Source organism: Janthinobacterium darwini, assembly GCF_051380905.1.
GTDB lineage: Bacteria > Pseudomonadota > Gammaproteobacteria > Burkholderiales > Burkholderiaceae_D > Janthinobacterium.
Window position 1 is genome coordinate 287,849 of the sequence record NZ_JBNYXX010000002.1, and the last position, 18,224, is coordinate 306,072.

An 18,224-nucleotide genomic window follows, 5' to 3' on the forward strand; every position below is an offset into this window, starting at 1 on the left:
CCGGGAGCTTAGTTGCTCGCCGGCGTTTTTTCATTCCATATTTTCAACATATCAGGTGACGCTTCCGAGCGGATGCCGTTGTCCGTCAGCACCGATTCCGTCGCTGCCAGCATCTCCTTGCGGGGCACGACGACCATTTCCGCATCGCGCTGCTGGAAGCGGAACGTCAGCAGCTCATCCGTCTGGTCGCGCAGCAAGGCCACCAGGTGCGCCAGGCTGCGCACGCGCACGCCATTGACGGAATCGACGACCGAGAAGAAACGGGTACTGTAGCCATTCATCAGCTTGTGCGGAAAGAACGGCGCGGCAATCACCACCAGTTCTTCGCGCTCGCTATCGGGCGCATCGCCGCGCCGCGTGACCAGCGGATTACCGGCAAACGCCATGCCGCCCAGCATCGCTGGATTGCCATTCGGCGCGGCCATGAATTCCGTGGTGGCTCGCGAAAACACCATGGGTCCGAAAATGAAATAGGACGGATAATTGCCCTGCAGGCTGGCAATGAGCATCGGGTGTGCAGCCGAGACGGGCACCTTGATTTTCAGGGGCGCGCCCTGGCGCACCACCGTCAACGGCAACTGGCCGTCTTTCGCCAGTTGCTGCACCCGGTACTGGAAGCGCACGCGGCTGTTGACATTCAGCTTGACCATGCCCTGGTTGTCGATAGGAAAATCGCCGATATGCGTGATGACATCCCACTCCTTGAGCGGATAAGCGGCGTCCTTGCTGGCCGGCGTCATCACGACGGCCCCCTCGACACCCTTGGCCAGTTTCAGGTAGGTGCGCAGGGCAGGATTTTCCAGCGTTTGCGTCACGTCGCGCATGGCCGGCTTGCCCCGGGGCGCGCCACTTTCCTGGTCGCGCAGGAACAGCTCGATTTCCTCGTTGGGGATAATGTAACCGATGTTTTGCGCATTGAGCATGCCGGCAAAGGCCAGGCCGATCATCTTGTCGCCCGCAATCACGGGGCCGCCGCTATTGCCCGGGTTGATGGCCGCATCAATCTGGATGCGCAAGCCGGAAACGGGGAAGTTATAGCGCACGAATTCGATGCGCGAGACAATGCCCTTGGTAATCGACAACGACGTGCCGCCCGTCGGATAGCCATACGCCAGCACGGCATCGCGCACGTCCGGCAAGACATTGGCGCGCGGCACCGCTTTGTGGCTGGCGAAAAAACTGTCGTCGTCGATCTTCAGCAAGGCCAGGTCCATGCCACGCGAAATGGCCAGCACGGTCGCCGGTATCTTGTCGCCCGCGCCGTTGGCCTGGATCTGTACCTGGCTGGCATAGCCGACCACGTGCGCATTGGTGAGAATGCGGCGGCCTTCGATGACGACGCCGGAACCCGTCACCTCTTGCGGCGCGGCCTTGCTCCACGGCCTGTACGGATCGGGACCGCGCAGGGTGGAAAACACCTTGACGACGGAATTTTCCAGTGCGGAAGCGCTGGCGGCAGCACCGGTTTCGGCGGCAAGCACACGCACCGTCAACAATGGGCCAAGGACCAACACCAGAAAGGCGCGGCCCATCAGGGTGGAGCACGGACGAGTTTTCATTGAGCTTATTGGCAATGGAAGGGAAGTAAAATTATATATTGAATAATTTCAACTTCATTACACTTTGTCCATCTTTGCCCGAAGAACTCTTCCAATCAGGCGGGCAGGGGCGGCACGCCCAAGGCCGGCACCGCCGTCTGCGCCCCGTTCATGACCATGGCCAGGAAAGTGTAGTAGCCATTGATACCCATCAAGTCCACCACGCCGTGCTCGCCAAACAGGGACAGCGCGCGCGCATACGTGGCATCGCTGACGCGCTTGTTCTGCTGCAACTCGATGCAGAAGTCGTGCACGGCTTGCTCATCTTCTTTCAGGGCAAGCGGTGTGCGCCGCGCGGCGATGGCGTCCACGGCCGCTTGCGCGATGCCGTTCTGCACGGCCAGCGGCGCGTGGATGGCCCACTCGACTTGCTGGTCCCACTGGCGCGCCGTGACCAGGATCGCCAGTTCCGACAGCCGCGTGCCGATGGCGCTGCGGTAGCGCAAATATTCTCCCATGCGCTGCGCCGTTTCCATCAGCTCGGGGCTGCGGATCAGCGGCACGAAGGGGCCGTACAGCGCCCCGCGCGGACCGTCGATGATGGCTTGCGCGGCCGCGCGCTGCTGCGGGTCCAGCTGGTTCAGCGGCAGCGGCGGCAAACGGTCGATATCGCTACCGGCCATCAGGCAGTCCAGGCGACCACGTCCTGCTGCTGTTCGCCGAGGCCGGCGATACCCAGGCGCATGCTGTCGCCCTTTTTCAGGAAACGCTGCGGCTTGCGGCCCTGGCCCACGCCCGGTGGCGTGCCCGTGGCGATGACGTCGCCCGGTTCCAGGGTCATGAATTGCGACAAATAGCTGACGATCTGCGCCACCGTGAAAATCATGGTTTGCGTATTTCCCGTCTGCATGCGCTTGCCATTGACTTCCAGGTACAGGTCCAGGTCCTGCTCGTCGATGACTTCATCGCGCGTCACCAGCCACGGACCGACGGGACCGAAGGTGTCGCAGCCTTTGCCTTTATCCCACTGGCCGCCCCGCTCCAGCTGGAAAGAGCGCTCGGAAATGTCGTTGACGACGCAATAGCCGGCCACGTATTTCAGGGCATCCTCTTCGCTCACATATTGCGCGCGCGTGCCGATGATCACGCCCAGCTCCACTTCCCAGTCTGTCTTCTTGGAACCTTTGGGCAACACGACATTGTCGTCCGGGCCATTCAGGCAAGTAATCGCCTTCATGAAGACGATGGGTTCGGCGGGAATCGGCATGCCGGACTCGGCCGCGTGATCCGCGTAATTGAGGCCGATGCCGATGAACTTGCCCACTTTCGCCAGCGGCACGCCGAAGCGTGGGTTGCCGCGCACCAGGGGCAAGGTCTTTTCGTCGAGTTTGGCCAGCTTGCGCAGGGCCTTGTCGGACAGTTGTGCGCCGTCAATATCGGCAATCACGCCGGACAGGTCGCGCAGTTTGCCTTCTTCATCGATCAGGCCCGGTTTTTCCTTGCCTGGACGTCCATAACGAACGAGTTTCATAGTCTTCCTTGGAGTTGATCATTGCCGCTGTGCAGGCCGCCATTTTACCGGATGGCCCGGCACGCCTGTAACGTCGAATGAAAAACATCGCAAGTCCCGGCAATTGCAAGGCTGCCAGCACGCCAAACGCCACCTGGTAGGCTTGCGGCGGATACTGCTGCAAGCTGTTCAGGGGCCAGCAGCCGAGGATCAGGCCAAAGCCCGCCTGTACCAGGAAGGCGCCCGTAAAAATGAGTAAATTGAGGCAGGTGGCCGCCCTGCCCGTCAAGCTGGACGGCATGCTTTGCGCGACGATCGCATATTCGAGGCCCGTCACCGTGCCCAACAAGGTAAACAGCACGGATAGCAAAGGCAGGCTGGGCACCACATTGCATGCCATCGCCAATTGCACGGCAACAAACAGGACGAGGCCGGCGCCCGCCACTTGCATCGGTTCAATCGCCCGCCGCCCTGCCCATTCCGTCAGCATGCCCATGCCGATGGCGCCAAAGATGACGGACGCCATGCCCAGGTACAACAGATACGCCACGCTGTCATCGGACAGGCCACCCACATCGGCCAGCCAGCGCCCGATCCATAAGCCCTGCACGCCAAAGAACACCGCGTGCGGCAGCAGGATCAGCGCGATGGTGCGGCGAAAGGCCACGTCGCGGTACACATTCCAGGCACTGACCTTGCTCACCGTGTGCGTGGGGGCGCGGCCGGGCATGGCCGGCGACAGCAGGCGGATCAGCACGCCGATGGCCAGCGCCGCCAGCGCCAGGCCCAGGAATACGCCGCGCCAGTCCGTGTAATGCAAGGCCAGCTTGACGGGCATGGTGGCCGTGGCCGCGCCCAGGCCGCCTACGGCGATCAGGTAGCCGTGCACGGAAGGCAGGCGAGATGGCGCGATGGCGCATGAGATCGCTTTCACGGCGGCCATGAAACAGCCGCCCAGGCCCGCCCCCATAACAGCCCGTGCCAAAATCAGCTCGGCAAAGCTGTGGCCCCGGCTGAACAGCCACACGCCCAGGGCCGCCAGCGCCAGCAGCCACAGTTGCACCGTGCGGGGGCCGTAACGGTCGAGCGCCATGCCGATCGGCAGTTGCACCAGCGCAAAGGCGAGAAAAAAGGCGCTGGTCAGCAGGCCCAGTTGCGCTGGCGTCAGGGCGACAGAGGCCAGCAATTCCGCCGTCAGAACGGCATTGACGCCGCGCAGCAGGCACGACAGGTAATGACCGAGCGCAAACGGCAGGAATACCAGACAAAACACGGCCACGCCGGAACGGGAAGACGCGTCGGCGCCGTGCATGCTCAGGCGGCCTGTGCCAGGCGGATGATTTTATGCGGCAACTGCGGCATAGGCTCATCCGTTTCAAAGAAAAACCTGGCGTGGCCGAACGCGGGCTTTAAATCGTCCATCCACGTCGCTTCCGCATCGAACTTGGCATAAAACGGCCGGCGCACCCAATCCGGATTGCGCGCCTGCAAGAATTGCAGGGCAAACAGTTTTTCGCCGTTGATGCTGACGATGCCATCGATGACGACCTTGCCGTGAAAGGCACTCATGGACGGGCCGCGCACCGTGCGCGACAGGCCCGACACCATCTGGTAAGCGGCCTGGAAAATTTCATGCGCCTTCGCCAAGGGCAACTCGAAATAGCCGCGCGGCCCCGTGTCCCGTTCGACAAACATGTAATACGGAATCGCTCCCAGGCGCGTGCCCGTCTGCCACAGCTCCGCCCAGCTAGCCGGGTCTTCATTGATGTGGCGGATCAGCGGCCCCTGCATGCGCAAGGTGGCGCCCGTGGAGACGATGCGTTTCACCGCTTGTTGCGCGATGTCCTGGCGCAATTCCACGGCATGGCTGTAATGGCCCATCACGGCCAGGTTCTTGCCCGCCTTGACGATGCGCTCGAACAGGCGCAGCAAATCGTCCGCATCGCGGTCGGAGACAAAGCGCTGCGGCCAATACGCCACTGCCTTGGTGCCGATGCGGATGTTCTGGATGTGCTCCAGGCCCGGCTCCAGCAGCGGCTCCAGGTAGGCTGCCAGTTGGCGCGTATTCATGATCATCGGGTCGCCGCCCGTGATCAGCACATCCGTCACTTCCGGATGCAGTTTCAGGTAGGCGGCCAGCTCATGCGATTCGCGCGCATCGAACTTCATGTCGTCCATGCCGACGAACTGGGGCCAGCGGAAGCAGAAGGTGCAATACGCGTGGCACGTCTGGCCCGCGCTGGGGAAAAACAGCACCGTTTGCGCATATTTATGCTGCAGGCCGCGCACGGGTGCATCGTTGATTTTCGGCACGTTATGCGTCATCTGCCCGGCCGGATGGGGATTCATGCCCAGGCGGATACCATGCACATAGGCATCGATGGCGGCCTTGTCACGCTGCACCAGCACCAGATCGCGCAAGTGGGCGTACTGCTCGGGTGGCAGCATGTCGCGGTGGGGGAAAACGAGGCGGTAGATGGGATCATCAGGAATATTGTTCCAGTCGATCAGCTGGTCGAGCACATAGGCATTGGTGCGAAACGGCAAGACGTGCGAGACCACTTGCACGGCGACACGCTGCTCTTCCGGCAGCCATTTCCACTGCCGCGCCTGATGTATGGTTTGCCGCGTGTACGGCTTGAACTTGGGTGGAAACGGCTCGGTAATGAGTGCGGACACGATAGTCTCCTTGCCTATAAATAGCGATAACTTTCATGAAATTGGCCCTATATCGGTCAATTGCAGCCCCCTCAGGCAACGCCTGCTCGGCATGCTGTGAAAGTCATGATAATTCTTGCCATACAGAACCAAATTGCCACATATCAACAAGCATGCCGATACCTGGCTCGCTGCCTACAAGCAACTCTTTAGTTTGTTCCATCGCAATTTGATGGGGCCCTCGACGACGTAAATTACGGCTTGGCAACACATCCCTCGACATCACAAGGAGCTGTCATGAAACGCTTATTCACGGGTAGCCTGCTGTGCCTGGCATTTGCCGGCGGCAGCGTCAATGCCGCAGTCGAAGCAACGGAAAAAGACGCCATCGCCATGGCCGAACGGGGCGCCGCCTTCATGAAGGCGCATGGCAAAGAAGAGATGATGAAGAAAATCACGGCGAAAGACCCCGACTTCGTGCAAGGCTCGCTGTATGTGGACATGCGCGACATCAAGACGGGCATCGTGCTCGCCCACCCCATCAATGCTTCCATCGTGGGCAAGGATTTGACGGACGTGCCTGACGCGAATGGGAAAAAATATCGCCGTGAAATCATCGAACTGGCGCAAAAGCAGGGCAAGGGCTGGGTCGACTACCAGTACAAGAACCCCGTCAGCGGCAAGATCGAGCCAAAGACCACATATATCCTGCGCGTCAACGATGTGGTGCTGGAAGCGGGCATCTACAAGAAATAGAACCGGGGTTGCGCGCACGAACGCCGTGCGCCGCCAGCGCTTGGAACAGCCATCGCCAGGAGTCAAGCATGCTCAATACATTACGCATCGGACCAAAATTATTGCTGGCGCCCGCCCTGGTCTTGCTGCTGCTGATACTCAGCTCGACCGGTGCCTGGTATGGCATGGTGCGGCAAAATACATCGCTGGAAAACATGGTGCGCGTGCGCATCACGCATTTGAAGGCGGCCGCCGACATACTAGGCGAGGCCAAGCAGGTGCACGGCAATATGTACCAGTTGCTGTCATGGACGAATGGCAGCTTCGCCAAAGCCCGCATCGACGCGCTGGAACAACAGATCAAGGCGCGCCACGCGGCCATCGGCACCCAGCTGGCCTCGCTGCGCGCCATGGCCACGGGCGCCGAGCGCACCCTGGTCGATGCCGCCATCACGGCCCTGGCCGGCTATCGCAAGGCTGTACTGGAAACCATGGAAATGGCGCAGATGGATCAGTCGATCGCCACCAATTCCATGCTCAAGGCGGAAACGCAATTCGGCCAGTTCAATACGCAGTTGGCGCAGCTGTCTGCCCTGGAAACGACGCTCAGCCGCCAGGCCCATGCGACGGCCAGCGCCGAGTTTCGCAGCCTGGGCTGGAGCCTGCTGCTGACCGTTCTGCTCTCCATCCTGGTCTCCATCGTGGTGACCATGCTGGTGCGGCGCGCCATGCTGGTGGAAATCCGCGGCATCGCCGACGCCGTGCAAGACTTGGCGGCGGGCAAGCTGATGTCCGGTGCGCCCAAGCAGGGCAATGACGAGATCGCCGCCACGTCGCGCGTGCTGGACCAGGCCATCGCCCACCTGAACCAGACCTTGCGTACCATCAGGGGCGCCGTGCAATCGATCGACGCGGCCTCGCGCGAAATTGCCGCCGGCAATCTGGATTTATCGGCGCGCACGGAACTGCAAGCCAGTGCGCTGGAAGAAACGTCAAGCGCCATGGAAGCGCTGACGCAAGCCGTCAATGACAACGCCGCCAACGCCCAGCTCGCTTGCGAGCTGGCGGGGCAAGCGTCCACCCTGGCCGTACACGGGGGAGTGCTGATGCAGCAAGCGGTGACGACGATGGCAACGATACGCGCCAATTCGCGCCAGATCGTGGATATTATCGGCGTGATCGACGGCATTTCTTTCCAGACCAACATCCTCGCGCTAAATGCGGCGGTGGAAGCGGCGCGCGCGGGCGAACAAGGCCGCGGCTTTGCCGTGGTGGCGTCCGAAGTGCGCACCCTGGCGCAACGCTCGGCGCTGGCCGCCAGGGAAATCAAGACACTGATCGCCACATCCGTCACGACCATCGATGGCGGCAGCGTGGCCGTGCAGCAAGCGGGCGACAGCATGGGCGCCATCGTCGCCTCGGTGCAGCAAGTCCATGACATCATCCAGCGCGTAAAACAGGCCAGCGCCGAGCAGGCGTCGGGCATCACGGAAGTCAACCAGGCCGTCACGCAAATGGATGACGTCACGCAGCACAATGCGGCCCTGGTGGAACAGGCGGCAGCGGCGGCAGCCAGCTTGCAGGACCAGGCCGTCAAATTGTCGGCGGCAGTCAGCGTCTTTACCCTGGATCACACCACGCCAACGACGCCCGCCAGCGTAGACGATGAAGTCTTCCTGAATCCGGCCAGGAAACCGGGCCAGGACAGACGCGCTGTGCACAGCCCGCTGCGAAGCATGCCCGGCCTGCGCGGCGCCAAGGATGCGCCGCAGCGCCAGCGTGGCCAGATGCGCGATTAACTGGCAGGTGTGCGCATGGGCTTGCTCAGGTAGCGCGAACCGGCCAGCACGAAGCGCCACGGCGTCTCCATCGCCCTGGAGATGCCGATGCGCGGCCCCGCCTGCACTGTCAGTTCATCCTCGCGGGCCAGCAGCATGAATGGTGGTGCATCGAGCGCCAGGCGATTCTGCAGGTGGCTCACACCGAGCGCCTGGCACACCTTGCCCGGCCCCGAACACAGCAGCCGCAGATCCTCGACGCCGCGCCGTTGACGCATGGCATCGAGTCCCGCCAGCGGCTCGATGGCGCGAATCAGCACGCCTGCCCCATGGCCCGCTTCGCGGCACACAAAATTCAAACACCAATGGATGCCGTAGGAGCGGTAGACATAGGCGTGCGCGGGCGGGCCGAACATGGCGGCGTTGCGCGGCGTCATGCCGCCATACGTGTGCGAAGCGGGGTCCAGCCGGTCATACGCTTCCGTTTCCACGATGCGCCCGCCCACGCCGTCAACCAGCACGGTCACGCCGATCAGCTGGCGCGCCACGCTGCTGGAATCGTCCGCAAAATCGATACCGGCAATGAGTTTTTTCATACGTTAATTGTACTGCCGCACTGTCCACCACACGCCGCCCCGCCGCCTTGAAAACAAATAAAACTTGATCTTTTAATCACAAATTCAGGGATGGACTTCGTCGTAAAATGAGGGAAATAGCGTATCGACACGATCAAAATGGGGATTTTTTCCAGAATATATTGTCGAGATGAACTATTGCCACGCATAAACAGCGATAATCGTCGGGCACTGCGCCGGACGCTCATGAAGCGGGCAGCGGCAGCGCGCCACAGAATAAGCACCGGGCACAAAAATGATGATGAAAGCGTGATGATGAGAGCGGCAGCGCAAAAGCAGGTAGTGCAGGAAGATCCGGTTGACGCCTTGATGCGTTCCATCCGCATTCCGCCACGTCCCAGCCTGCTGGTTGATTTGCAGCGCGAACTGGCCGAAGACGACCCGTCGCCGCGCCGCATCGCGCGCATCATCGCCGACGATGTCGGCATGTCCGGCGCCCTGCTGAAGCTGGCCAACTCGCCTTTCTACGGCGCCGCGCGCAAGGCCAAATCCGTCGAGCAAGGCATCAACTTTCTCGGCATTAACCAGTGCAGCGCCATGATGACGGGCTTGCTGGCGCGCCAGGCGCTGGAAGCGGAAGGCGTGGAACTGACCAACTTCTGGGATGTGTCGGCCAAGCGCGCGCGCGCCCTGGTATTTACCTCGCGCAAGCTGCGCATCGCCCCGCCCGACATCGCCCATACCTTCGGCCTGTTCTGCGATATCGGCGTGCCCCTGCTGATGAACCGCTTCCCCGACTACGTCAAGACCTACGCGGCGGCGGCCAACAATGCGCACAATTGCTTTACCAGCCTGGAAGACGCGCGCCACCAGACCAACCACGCAGCCATCGGCTGCTTGCTGGCGCGCAACTGGGGCCTGTCTTCCGATGTCTCCTGGGCCATCCTGCACCACCACGACTACACGGTGCTGGCGGACCCGTCCACGGACGACGCCATCCGCTCGCTCGTCGCCCTGTCGCTGCTGGCCGAAAAGGGCATTCAGCGCTACCATGGCAACAGTACCTCGCTGGAGTGGGACAAGGGCGGCGAACTCGCCTGCCAACATCTCGGCCTGTCGCAGGAAGAAGCCGCCGACCTGCTCGACGAGCTGCACGAGATGTTCGATACCGACCATTGAGGTATCAGGCGGCCGCGTCCGCCTGTATCATCTGTCCCGGCGCCTGGCAAAGCCTTGGCGCCTGTTTCCGTTTGCCTGACCCGTATTTCTTAACCTGTTGATCGCCATGCCCAAAAATAAGCGCCCTGTCCCCCGTAAATCCGCCAACACGCCTGAAGACAAGGATGAGTCCGTCACGCGCATGCTGTGCACGATGGCCCTGAACCTGGCGGAGCAGGAAGACAGCGAATCGCAGGGCACGGTCCTGGCCGAGCAAGCCGTCGAGTTCGGCCGCCTGATCCGCAAGGCCTTGAATCAAAAGAAGGATGAAATCCTGTACGACGCCATCGAACGGGCCAAGTACGAAGACGTGGGCGCCTACCAGTACCTGCGCAGCCATATCGAGGAAGCGGCGTCCATCTCCGTGATCCGCCGCGAAAATGCCCCTGCCATGGAAATCAACGCCTTTGTCGTGCCCCTGCTGGTGCAAAGCACGGGCGGCCTGAAGGAAGCGGACAGTTTCCAGGACCAGGACGCATTCGAAGCGCTGGTGAAGAGTTTTCAACAGTCTCAATTGGAAAGCGCCAAGGCCAAGGTCGTCTTGATGAGCCACGCCTACGACCTCGATGAAATCGACCGCATCACCTATAGCCACCTGCACGAGATGGTGCGTGATGCGTACTCGTCGATGACAGACAAGAAAATCGTCGCCACGCCGGGCCTGGAAAGCAGCATCATCGGCTGGAGCGAGACGGCTTTCGGCCCGCAGGATACGGCCGTCGAGCTGCGCTTCCTGCTGGGCTTTGCCTTGAAACGCGTGGACGACCCTTTCTATGCGGAACCGAAGGATGAAGCGGCGCTCGACGCCTGGTTCGATGCGCGCATGGCCCGCTATCAACAATGGACGACGGAAGTGGGCGAGCTCGTCAAGCGCTGCCTGGCGCCGGCCGGCAGCGCCCTGGAAGTGAGCTTCCTATACCAGGATCTATTCCATGGCGGCAAGGAACAAGGCATGAGCGAATATGCGATGCTGCAAATGATGTCGGGCATCAACCACGCGCTGGCGGAAAACAAAGTGGATGCTGCGGATGTCTCGGTGGTCGTCGGCCCTGCCGATGAGCACGGCGACATGCTGTTGCGCGTCAACGTCACCACGGCGGACGGCGCACTGCTGCACAGCGCCGACAAGCCGCTGGATCTGGCTGCCGACCTGCAGGACGAAGTCGACGACATCTGCGATGCGCTGGCTACCATTGGCGTGACGCAATTGTCCGTGGCCTTGAAATTCGATGCCAAGGGACAGCCGGTGGAAGCGCAGCCGTACGCACCGGCCTAAGGAACTGGCACGGCCCGCGTTCTGCATCAAAACGGCTGTAATGTTTTCCATTTCAGCAACTTGGCAGCATAGGCGAGCGTGTAGGCAGGACTGCTCGACGGCAAGCTGACGATGCGGTAACGCTGCGCGTGTTCGCCCAGCACCTTGATGCCCAGCTTCGCCGCCGTGCCGCCGTTGAAGGCGATCGTATGCAGCTGCGGCAAGCTGGCGGTCAGGGCCACCAGGTCGTTGTCGTCGCGGGCGCGGATGTTGCTGTCCAGGCTGCCTGTGCGCTGCGCCTGCGCCACCACGTCCCACAGGCCCACGCCCTGCGCCAGCAAGGTTGCCAGACGCACTTCATAGGGCAGGCTGGTCAAATGCACGCCCAGCACTTCGCCCAGCAGCATCCAGAACTTGTTTTGCGGATGCGCATAGTACTGACTGTGCGCCAGTGATTTTTCGCCGGGCAAGCTGCCCAGGATCAGCAAGCGCGTGCCGGCGTCGATGACGGGAGCAAAGCAGCGCTTGCGCGCATCTGCAGCATGGTCTGGCAAGAAGGCAGGGCTATTCAAATGAGATATCCGGAAGGGAAGGCGTAGGGCCATTTTACCCGGCCACGCGACGGTGTAGAATTCCCGGACAAGCTCCCAACACAAGAGACCGCCCATGCGCATCATCGATACCCTGCTGACCCAATATGGCGAAAGCCATCGCAACCACGTCAATGAATGGGTGCACATCGTGTGCGTACCGCTGATCGTTTTCAGCCTGCTGGGGCTGCTGTGGAGCGTGCATCCCAGCGTGGCGCTGCTCGGCAGTATTCTCGCTTTATACTATTATTACAAGCTGTCGCGCCCGTTTGCGGTGGGCATGCTGGCCATGCTGGCCGCCATGCTGGGCGTACTGCTGCTCATGCCGGCGATGACCATCCTGCCCGTGTCGCTGGGTGTTTTTGTGCTGGCCTGGATAGGCCAGTTCATCGGTCACCAGATCGAAGGCAAGAAACCGTCGTTCCTGGACGACTTGCGCTTTTTACTGGTGGGCCCCCTGTTCGTGCTGGGTTTTTTGTACCGGCGCCTGCGGCTGGCGTATTGAGAGGCATGCGGTCACGCGGGGGCCGTAACAGATTTTTACTATTCGCAACTAGTTATCTGCGACAAGTGTCCTTATGATAAGTCTGCATCTTTACTGCCGGTCTACGCAATCGGCAACTAACTTTTGTCCAAGGGAGTCCCACATGAAAGCACCAATCATTGCAGTGGCATTGCTCGCCACCCTGGCAGGCTGCGCCGTACAACCGAACTCGGCGAATGTCTATAATGCGCGCCAGGCGCAAAATGAACAATCGGTTCGCATGGGCACGGTTGAGTCCGTGCGCCAAGTGACCATCGACAAGGGCGAAACGGGTACCGGCGTGCTGGCTGGCGCGGCACTGGGCGGCGTGGCCGGCTCGACAGTCGGTGGCGGCAAGGGCGCCATCGCGGCCAGCATCCTCGGCGCGGTCGCCGGCGGCATCGCCGGCAAGAGCATCGAAGCGAATGCCTCGAACAAGGCCGGCCTGGAAATCACCGTGCGCCTGGACAATGGCGACATGCGCGCCATCGTGCAAGACGCCGATGAACTGTTCCGCCCGGGCGAACGTGTGCGCCTGCTGTCGGATGGCCGCAAGACCCGCGTCACGCATTGATCGGCAGGCTGGCGCCCAGGCATTAGCCGAAGGCGCCGGCAAGGAGCAAGGCAGAAGGGTGCAGCCTGATGGCAATCACGGTTGCCACGATGACGTAAACAAGCACGCTCCAGACTTTGATCTGCAGTGAAGCTGGCATGGCGGTCCCCTTTCAACGATACCATTCAAAAAATATTTACTTGATCATAAAGTAAATATTTTCATAAATTTAACATTTTCCAGAAGTACTGCGCTGGCTCAATGCCTGAGGGTATCTTGCCGCGCATTTCGCCCCTCCATTTGCCAAGCTCGACCGGAACGCGCGATGCCCGTATACTCGCGCGATGTCCTCTCCTCTCCTGTTCATCATTGCCTGCCTGATCTGGGGCTCCACCTTCTGGGCCATCACCTTGCAGCTGGGCGATGTCGCCCCTGCCGTTTCCGTGGTCTACCGCTTCGGTCTCGCATCCGCCACCTTGTTTGCCTGGTGCGCCTTGCGCGGCGACCGCTTGCGCCTGCCCTGGCGCGCGCAAAAATGGATGCTGCTGCAAGGCATGGCCTCGTTTGCCCTCAGCTATGTGTGCACCTACAGCTCGGAGCAATACCTGGTGTCGGCCCTCGTCAGCGTGCTGTTTGCGCTGATGGTGTTCTGGACACCCTTGCTGAACCGCATCGCCTTCGGCACGCCCATCACCTGGAGCACCTGCTGCGCGGCGTTTGTCGCCATCTGCGGCATCGTGCTGCTGTTTTACCAGTCCATCGGCGCGGCGCTGCAAGATATTCTGGGCGGTGGCAATGGCCATTTCCTGCTCGGTTTCATGCTGGCACTGGTGGCCACCATATCGAGCACGGTGGGCAATGCCCTCGTCATGAAAGTGCGAGAACATTCGGGCAACGTGATGCTGACCATGGCCTGGACCATGCTGTGGGGCACCTTGATGGTGGCCGCCTGGGCCATCGCCACGGGCCAGTCCTGGCAGCTGCCCACGCGCCCCAGTTACTGGATGGGACTGATCTATCTGGCCATCTTCGGCTCGGTGATCGCCTTCAGCGCGTATTTCACCTTGATCGCGCGCATCGGCACGCAAAAGACCGTGTACATCGGCGTCGTCACGCCCGTCATCTCCGTGCTGCTGTCAGTGCAATTCGAACACTATCGGCCCGCCGCCATCGAATGGGTGGGCATGCTGCTATGCCTGTCCAGCGTGGCCTGGGCCCTGACCTCGGGCGCGCGCAAGACGAGTACCATTGCTACCCTTTCCACCACTCCATCAACAAAGGCAACATGAGCACCTCTTCCTCCCTCGCCATCCGTCCCGCGACCGCATCCGACGTGGCAGCCATCTTTGGCATGATCCATGAACTGGCCGTGTTTGAAAAACTCGAACACATGATGATCGCCAAGGAATCCATGCTGCACGACAGCCTGTTCGGCGAGCACCCCGCGTGCGAAGCGCTGGTCGGCGAGGAAAATGGCGAGGTGGTGACGTTCGCCCTGTTCTTCCATAATTTTTCCACCTTCCTGTGCCGCAAGGGGCTGTACCTGGAAGACCTGTATGTGAAGCAATCGGTGCGCGGCAAGGGCTATGGCAAGCAGATGCTGGTGGCGCTGGCGCAACTGGCTGTCGAACGCGATTGCGGCCGCTTCGAATGGTCGGTGCTGGACTGGAATGAGAACGCGATCAACTTCTACAAGGGCATGGGCGCGGACGTGATGCCGGACTGGCGCATCTGCCGTGTCGCTGGCGATGCCTTGACGCAATTGTCGGCGGGCACGCCAAAAACCATCGCGTTGGAACGGTAAGCGTAAGTTCCAAAAAAAATCCCCGCGGGCTAGCGGCACCGCGGGGTGAACCCATTGTCAAGTGGGAGGGGGAGAATGCAATCAACGGTTATCAATATAAACGCTACGACTGGTCACCGCGCCGACCTTTACATTTGCTTACCGGGCCTTACATTTTCCTTAAGTCTGTCAGCTAACTGTCCATCCTTCACCACAGTTTATTTCCGTGCTTCAATCAATGTGCCGTGCAAACCGCTATGTTGTCGCGTAACCCCAATGGCACCCTGCGCATTTTTATAGATTTGCTACACTGTGAAGCAGGCGATGCCGCCAGCGACCACGGCAAAAATGACCATGCGACGATCCTTGGGGATGCTTGAAGGTATCTGGGGGATCAGAACCTGCGGCTGATGATGGCCAGGCAGGGAAGATCCAGTCTGGCATCTTCTGCTGGTGGGGCATTGCGGAATATCAAACGCGTCAACGTGACGGCGCGCTGGCGTTTGATGCGACGCAAAATGGCGGCAATGCGCTCACACACAATGAACGAATCGTTACGCCTATGGGAGCCACATCATGAATGTCTCTGCCAAACCGCTCGTCATGAAAATCTACCGCGCCTACCTGCGCTCGCGCCTGGAGCGCTACACACGCGACTTGCAAGCCATCGCCGAACAGCGCGAGAACGACTTCCAGGCCGAACGCATCCTGCACCAGGCCGTCGTCTCGGTGCGCTCGAAACTGCACTCGCTGTAACCGTGATGCCTTCAGCGCTGCCGGCCGGCCACGGCCCAGCGTTCCACCAGCTCGAACAAGCCTTGCGTCAGCAGGGCCAGCACGGCTGCGGGGATCGCGCCGGCCAGCAGCATGTCGTTGTCGTTCAACGCCAGGCCGATGGTAATGCGTTCGCCATAGCCGCCCGCGCCGATGAAAGCGGCGATGGTGGCCGTGCCCACGCTCATCACGGCCGCCGTTTTCACACCCGCCAGCATCACGGGCAAGGCCAGCGGCAAGTCCACGTGCAGCAGGCGGTCGCGCCGGCTCATGCCCAGCGCCAGCGCCGCCATGCGCAAGCCTTGCGGTACCTGCAAGATGCCCGTGCACGTATTGCGCACGATGGGCAGCAGGGCGTACACGAATAAGGCCACCAAAGCCGGCACGGTGCCGATCATGCCCAGCACGGGAATCAAAATCGCCAGCAAGGCCAAGGAGGGCACCGTCTGCAGCACGCCAACGAAGGCCAGCACCGTTTGCCGCAGCGGCGCCGAAAACGCCGCCAGCACGCCCAGCGGAATACCGATCAGGCACGCCAGGGCCACCGACAGCAGCACCAGGGTCAGGTGCTGGCGCGTCAGGGTCCACAAATCGTCGCCGATGATTTTATGCAGCAGCGTGCTGCGCGCCGCCGGTTTGTCCACCTGCGTCCCCGAGGTCAGCCACTGCCGCGCCACGCCGGCAAAGCTCTTGCCGTCGATTTCCACGGCCGCATTCATGGCGATCATGTCGCTCTCGCTGATGCGCCCCTGCAGCCCTTGCAAGGCTTGCCAGGCGGCGGGAAAGCGCGGCGGCAGGTCGAGCCGGAACAGAAGCATGGCATCGTAGCGGGGAAAGTACTGCTGCGTGTCGGCCAGCACGCGCAAGCCGTACTGGCGTATCTTCGCATCCGTCGAATAAATGTCGATCACATCCACCTGGCGCTGCGCCAGCGCTTCATAGGCGATGCCGTGATCGAGCCCGCGCGGGCGCTGCGGCAAGCCATAGCGCGCGGCCAGGCCCGGCCAGCCATCGACGCGGCCAATGAATTCATGCGACAAGCCAAACTTCAAGGCTGGGTGCTGTGCCAGCTGCGTCAAGTTCGTGATGGATTTTTCATCGCCGCGCATGGCCAGCGCATAAGTATTGTTAAAGCCCAAAGGCACGGCCACGCCCAGCCCCAGCGCCGCCAGCTCGCGCCGCATCTGATCCAGATCAATCGGTTTGTCGTGCTTGAGGATTTCGCTGGCGATCGTGCCCATGTATTCGGCATACACGTCGATGCTGCCCGCCTGCAGCGCGGCCAGCACGATGGCCGTATTGCCCAGGCCTTGGCGGTGCTCCGCCCTGACGTGCGGCGCGGCGCTCTGCCGGATGATTTCGCCGAGGATATAGGATTCCGTGAAACGCTTCGAACCCACCTTCAAGGTGCCGCCGTCCATGGCGTGCGCGGGCGCGGCGGCGAAAACAAGCATCAACAGCAGGTAGACAGCACGCACGCGGCGCTCCAGGACGAATGATCAGTCCGTCAAGCTTACCACCGGCGAACGCCAGACACCGCCATGCACCACGCCCGCGCACGGATTCAGGCCCAGCGCATACGCCAGGTCGGCCGGGCGCGCAATGCGCCACAAGGCGAAATCGGCGCGCTTGCCCACCACCAGGCTGCCCGTTTCCTGCTGCAGGCCCAGCGCGCGCGCCGCGTGGCACGTAGCACCGGCCAGCGCCTCCTGCGGCGTCAAACGCCACAGGGTGCACGCCATGTTCATCGCCAGCAGCAAGGACGTCATGGGCGACGTGCCCGGATTGCAATCGGTGGCTACGGCCATCGGCACGCCAGCCGCGCGCAAGGCCGCGACAGGCGGCGGCTGCGTCTCGCGCAAAAAGTAATACGCACCCGGCAGCAGCACGGCAACCGTGCCATGTTCCGCCATGGCGGCGATGCCCTCCGCCGACAAAAATTCCAGGTGGTCGGCCGACAGGCCAGCGTAGCTGGCAACAAGCGCCGCGCCGCCCAGGTCGGACAACTGCTCCGCATGCAGCTTCACGGGCAGGCCCAGGCCTCGCGCCGCTTCGAACACGCGCTGCGTTTGCGCCGGCGTAAAGCCGATGCGCTCGCAAAACGCGTCGACGGCGTCGACCAGGCCAGCGCCAGCGAGCCTGGGCAGCATCTGCGCGCACAGCAGGTCGATATAAGAGTCGGGCTGGCCCGCATATTCGGGTGGAAGCGCATGTGCGCCCAGGAACGTGGTACGCACAGTGACCGGCAGCTTTTCTGCGATCCTGCGCGCCACGCGCAGCATCTTCGCTTCGCTATCCGCATCGAGACCATAGCCGGACTTGATCTCCAGGGTGGTCACGCCCTCGGCCAGCAGCGCCAGCACGCGTGGCAGGCTTTGCTGCAGCAATGCGTCTTCGCTGGCCGCGCGCGTGGCGCGCACGGTGGACATGATGCCGCCGCCGGCGCGGCTGATGTCTTCATAGCTGGCGCCATTCAGGCGCGCCTCGAATTCGTCGCTGCGGTTGCCCGCGTAGACGATGTGCGTATGGCAGTCGATCAGTCCGGGCGTCAGCCAGCAGCCCTGGCCATCGACCAGCACCGCGCCGCTGGCCGGCAGCTCGTCGCCGGGGCCAAACCAGGCGATGCGGCCATCCTTGACGGCGATGGCCGCGTCGAGCAGTTCGCCATAGCCGTGCTCCATCGTGGCCAGGTGAACGTTGTGGATAACCAGGTCCCAGTCTTGCATGTCGTTTC

General features: G+C 61.8%; 18 protein-coding genes. 9 read left to right on the plus strand and 9 right to left on the minus strand.

The genetic code is table 11. From position 1 onward, the window contains the following. Positions 1–8: 8 nt before the first annotated feature. From ACQ4WZ_RS16735 to ACQ4WZ_RS16755, 5 genes are all read right to left on the minus strand, one after another. Positions 9–1,559 (minus strand): S1C family serine protease, encoded by a 1,551-nt coding sequence (locus ACQ4WZ_RS16735; RefSeq protein WP_436574006.1) that lies wholly within the window; start codon positions 1,557–1,559, stop codon positions 9–11. 95 nt (positions 1,560–1,654) lie between these two features. Continuing rightward, the gene (locus ACQ4WZ_RS16740; RefSeq protein ID WP_436574007.1) at positions 1,655–2,221 is read right to left on the minus strand and encodes a carboxymuconolactone decarboxylase family protein; all 567 of its coding nucleotides are present in this window, start codon (positions 2,219–2,221) and stop codon (positions 1,655–1,657) included. Further along, positions 2,221–3,069, minus strand: a complete 849-nt coding sequence (locus tag ACQ4WZ_RS16745) for a fumarylacetoacetate hydrolase family protein (RefSeq protein ID WP_289913062.1) — start codon at positions 3,067–3,069, stop codon at positions 2,221–2,223. The genes ACQ4WZ_RS16740 and ACQ4WZ_RS16745 overlap by 1 nt, the downstream gene beginning before the upstream one ends. After that, positions 3,014–4,360, minus strand: coding sequence for an MFS transporter (locus ACQ4WZ_RS16750; protein ID WP_436574008.1), 1,347 nt, complete (start codon positions 4,358–4,360; stop codon positions 3,014–3,016). Before ACQ4WZ_RS16750 ends, ACQ4WZ_RS16745 begins: the two co-directional genes overlap by 56 nt. A 2-nt stretch (positions 4,361–4,362) precedes the next feature. Further along, positions 4,363–5,727 (minus strand): KamA family radical SAM protein, encoded by a 1,365-nt coding sequence (locus ACQ4WZ_RS16755; RefSeq protein ID WP_436574009.1) that lies wholly within the window; start codon positions 5,725–5,727, stop codon positions 4,363–4,365. A 276-nt stretch (positions 5,728–6,003) separates the two neighbouring features. Between ACQ4WZ_RS16755 and ACQ4WZ_RS16760 the strand changes: the two genes are divergently transcribed. Together ACQ4WZ_RS16760 and ACQ4WZ_RS16765 are read left to right on the plus strand one after the other, a co-directional pair. After that, the gene (locus ACQ4WZ_RS16760) at positions 6,004–6,462 is read left to right on the plus strand and encodes a cache domain-containing protein (RefSeq protein WP_101482867.1); all 459 of its coding nucleotides are present in this window, start codon (positions 6,004–6,006) and stop codon (positions 6,460–6,462) included. 68 nt (positions 6,463–6,530) lie between these two features. After that, a complete protein-coding gene (locus ACQ4WZ_RS16765) occupies positions 6,531–8,240 on the plus strand; it encodes a methyl-accepting chemotaxis protein (protein ID WP_436574010.1) in 1,710 nt (569 codons plus the stop codon). Here ACQ4WZ_RS16765 and ACQ4WZ_RS16770 read toward each other — a convergent pair. Next, positions 8,237–8,815 (minus strand): DNA-3-methyladenine glycosylase, encoded by a 579-nt coding sequence (locus ACQ4WZ_RS16770; protein WP_436574011.1) that lies wholly within the window; start codon positions 8,813–8,815, stop codon positions 8,237–8,239. The genes ACQ4WZ_RS16765 and ACQ4WZ_RS16770 overlap by 4 nt on opposite strands. A 291-nt stretch (positions 8,816–9,106) precedes the next feature. On the opposite strand from ACQ4WZ_RS16770, the gene ACQ4WZ_RS16775 reads away from it, so the two are divergent. Continuing rightward, the gene (locus tag ACQ4WZ_RS16775; RefSeq protein ID WP_436574012.1) at positions 9,107–9,973 is read left to right on the plus strand and encodes an HDOD domain-containing protein; all 867 of its coding nucleotides are present in this window, start codon (positions 9,107–9,109) and stop codon (positions 9,971–9,973) included. Between the two features lie 106 nt (positions 9,974–10,079). Then, complete coding sequence (locus tag ACQ4WZ_RS16780; RefSeq protein WP_436574013.1) at positions 10,080–11,288, plus strand: hypothetical protein; 1,209 nt, start codon at positions 10,080–10,082, stop codon at positions 11,286–11,288. 26 nt (positions 11,289–11,314) lie between these two features. On the opposite strand, the gene ACQ4WZ_RS16785 is transcribed toward ACQ4WZ_RS16780, so the two are convergent. Beyond that, on the minus strand, positions 11,315–11,839 hold the full coding sequence (locus ACQ4WZ_RS16785) for a DNA-deoxyinosine glycosylase (protein WP_436574014.1): 525 nt from the start codon (positions 11,837–11,839) through the stop codon (positions 11,315–11,317). Between the two features lie 94 nt (positions 11,840–11,933). On the opposite strand from ACQ4WZ_RS16785, the gene ACQ4WZ_RS16790 reads away from it, so the two are divergent. From ACQ4WZ_RS16790 to ACQ4WZ_RS16810, 5 genes are all read left to right on the plus strand, one after another. Next, on the plus strand, positions 11,934–12,362 hold the full coding sequence (locus ACQ4WZ_RS16790; RefSeq protein WP_436574015.1) for an Mpo1 family 2-hydroxy fatty acid dioxygenase: 429 nt from the start codon (positions 11,934–11,936) through the stop codon (positions 12,360–12,362). Positions 12,363–12,504: 142 nt separating this feature from the next. Then, complete coding sequence (locus ACQ4WZ_RS16795) at positions 12,505–12,954, plus strand: outer membrane lipoprotein (RefSeq protein ID WP_101482874.1); 450 nt, start codon at positions 12,505–12,507, stop codon at positions 12,952–12,954. A 323-nt stretch (positions 12,955–13,277) separates the two neighbouring features. Beyond that, positions 13,278–14,222 carry a DMT family transporter gene (locus ACQ4WZ_RS16800; protein WP_436574016.1) on the plus strand — a complete coding sequence of 315 codons (945 nt, stop codon included), beginning with the start codon at positions 13,278–13,280 and terminating at the stop codon, positions 14,220–14,222. Next, complete coding sequence (locus ACQ4WZ_RS16805) at positions 14,219–14,737, plus strand: GNAT family N-acetyltransferase (RefSeq protein ID WP_436574017.1); 519 nt, start codon at positions 14,219–14,221, stop codon at positions 14,735–14,737. Before ACQ4WZ_RS16800 ends, ACQ4WZ_RS16805 begins: the two co-directional genes overlap by 4 nt. 555 nt (positions 14,738–15,292) lie before the next feature. Beyond that, positions 15,293–15,472, plus strand: a complete 180-nt coding sequence (locus ACQ4WZ_RS16810) for a hypothetical protein (protein WP_034746290.1) — start codon at positions 15,293–15,295, stop codon at positions 15,470–15,472. 11 nt (positions 15,473–15,483) lie between these two features. Here the strand turns inward: ACQ4WZ_RS16810 and ACQ4WZ_RS16815 are convergent, their stop codons facing one another. Further along, on the minus strand, positions 15,484–16,944 hold the full coding sequence (locus ACQ4WZ_RS16815; RefSeq protein ID WP_133993206.1) for a glycine betaine ABC transporter substrate-binding protein: 1,461 nt from the start codon (positions 16,942–16,944) through the stop codon (positions 15,484–15,486). Positions 16,945–16,989: 45 nt separating this feature from the next. Continuing rightward, positions 16,990–18,216: an imidazolonepropionase gene (gene hutI / locus ACQ4WZ_RS16820; RefSeq protein WP_436574018.1), complete on the minus strand. Its 1,227-nt coding sequence runs from the start codon at positions 18,214–18,216 to the stop codon at positions 16,990–16,992. Between the last annotated feature and the right edge of the window lie 8 nt (positions 18,217–18,224).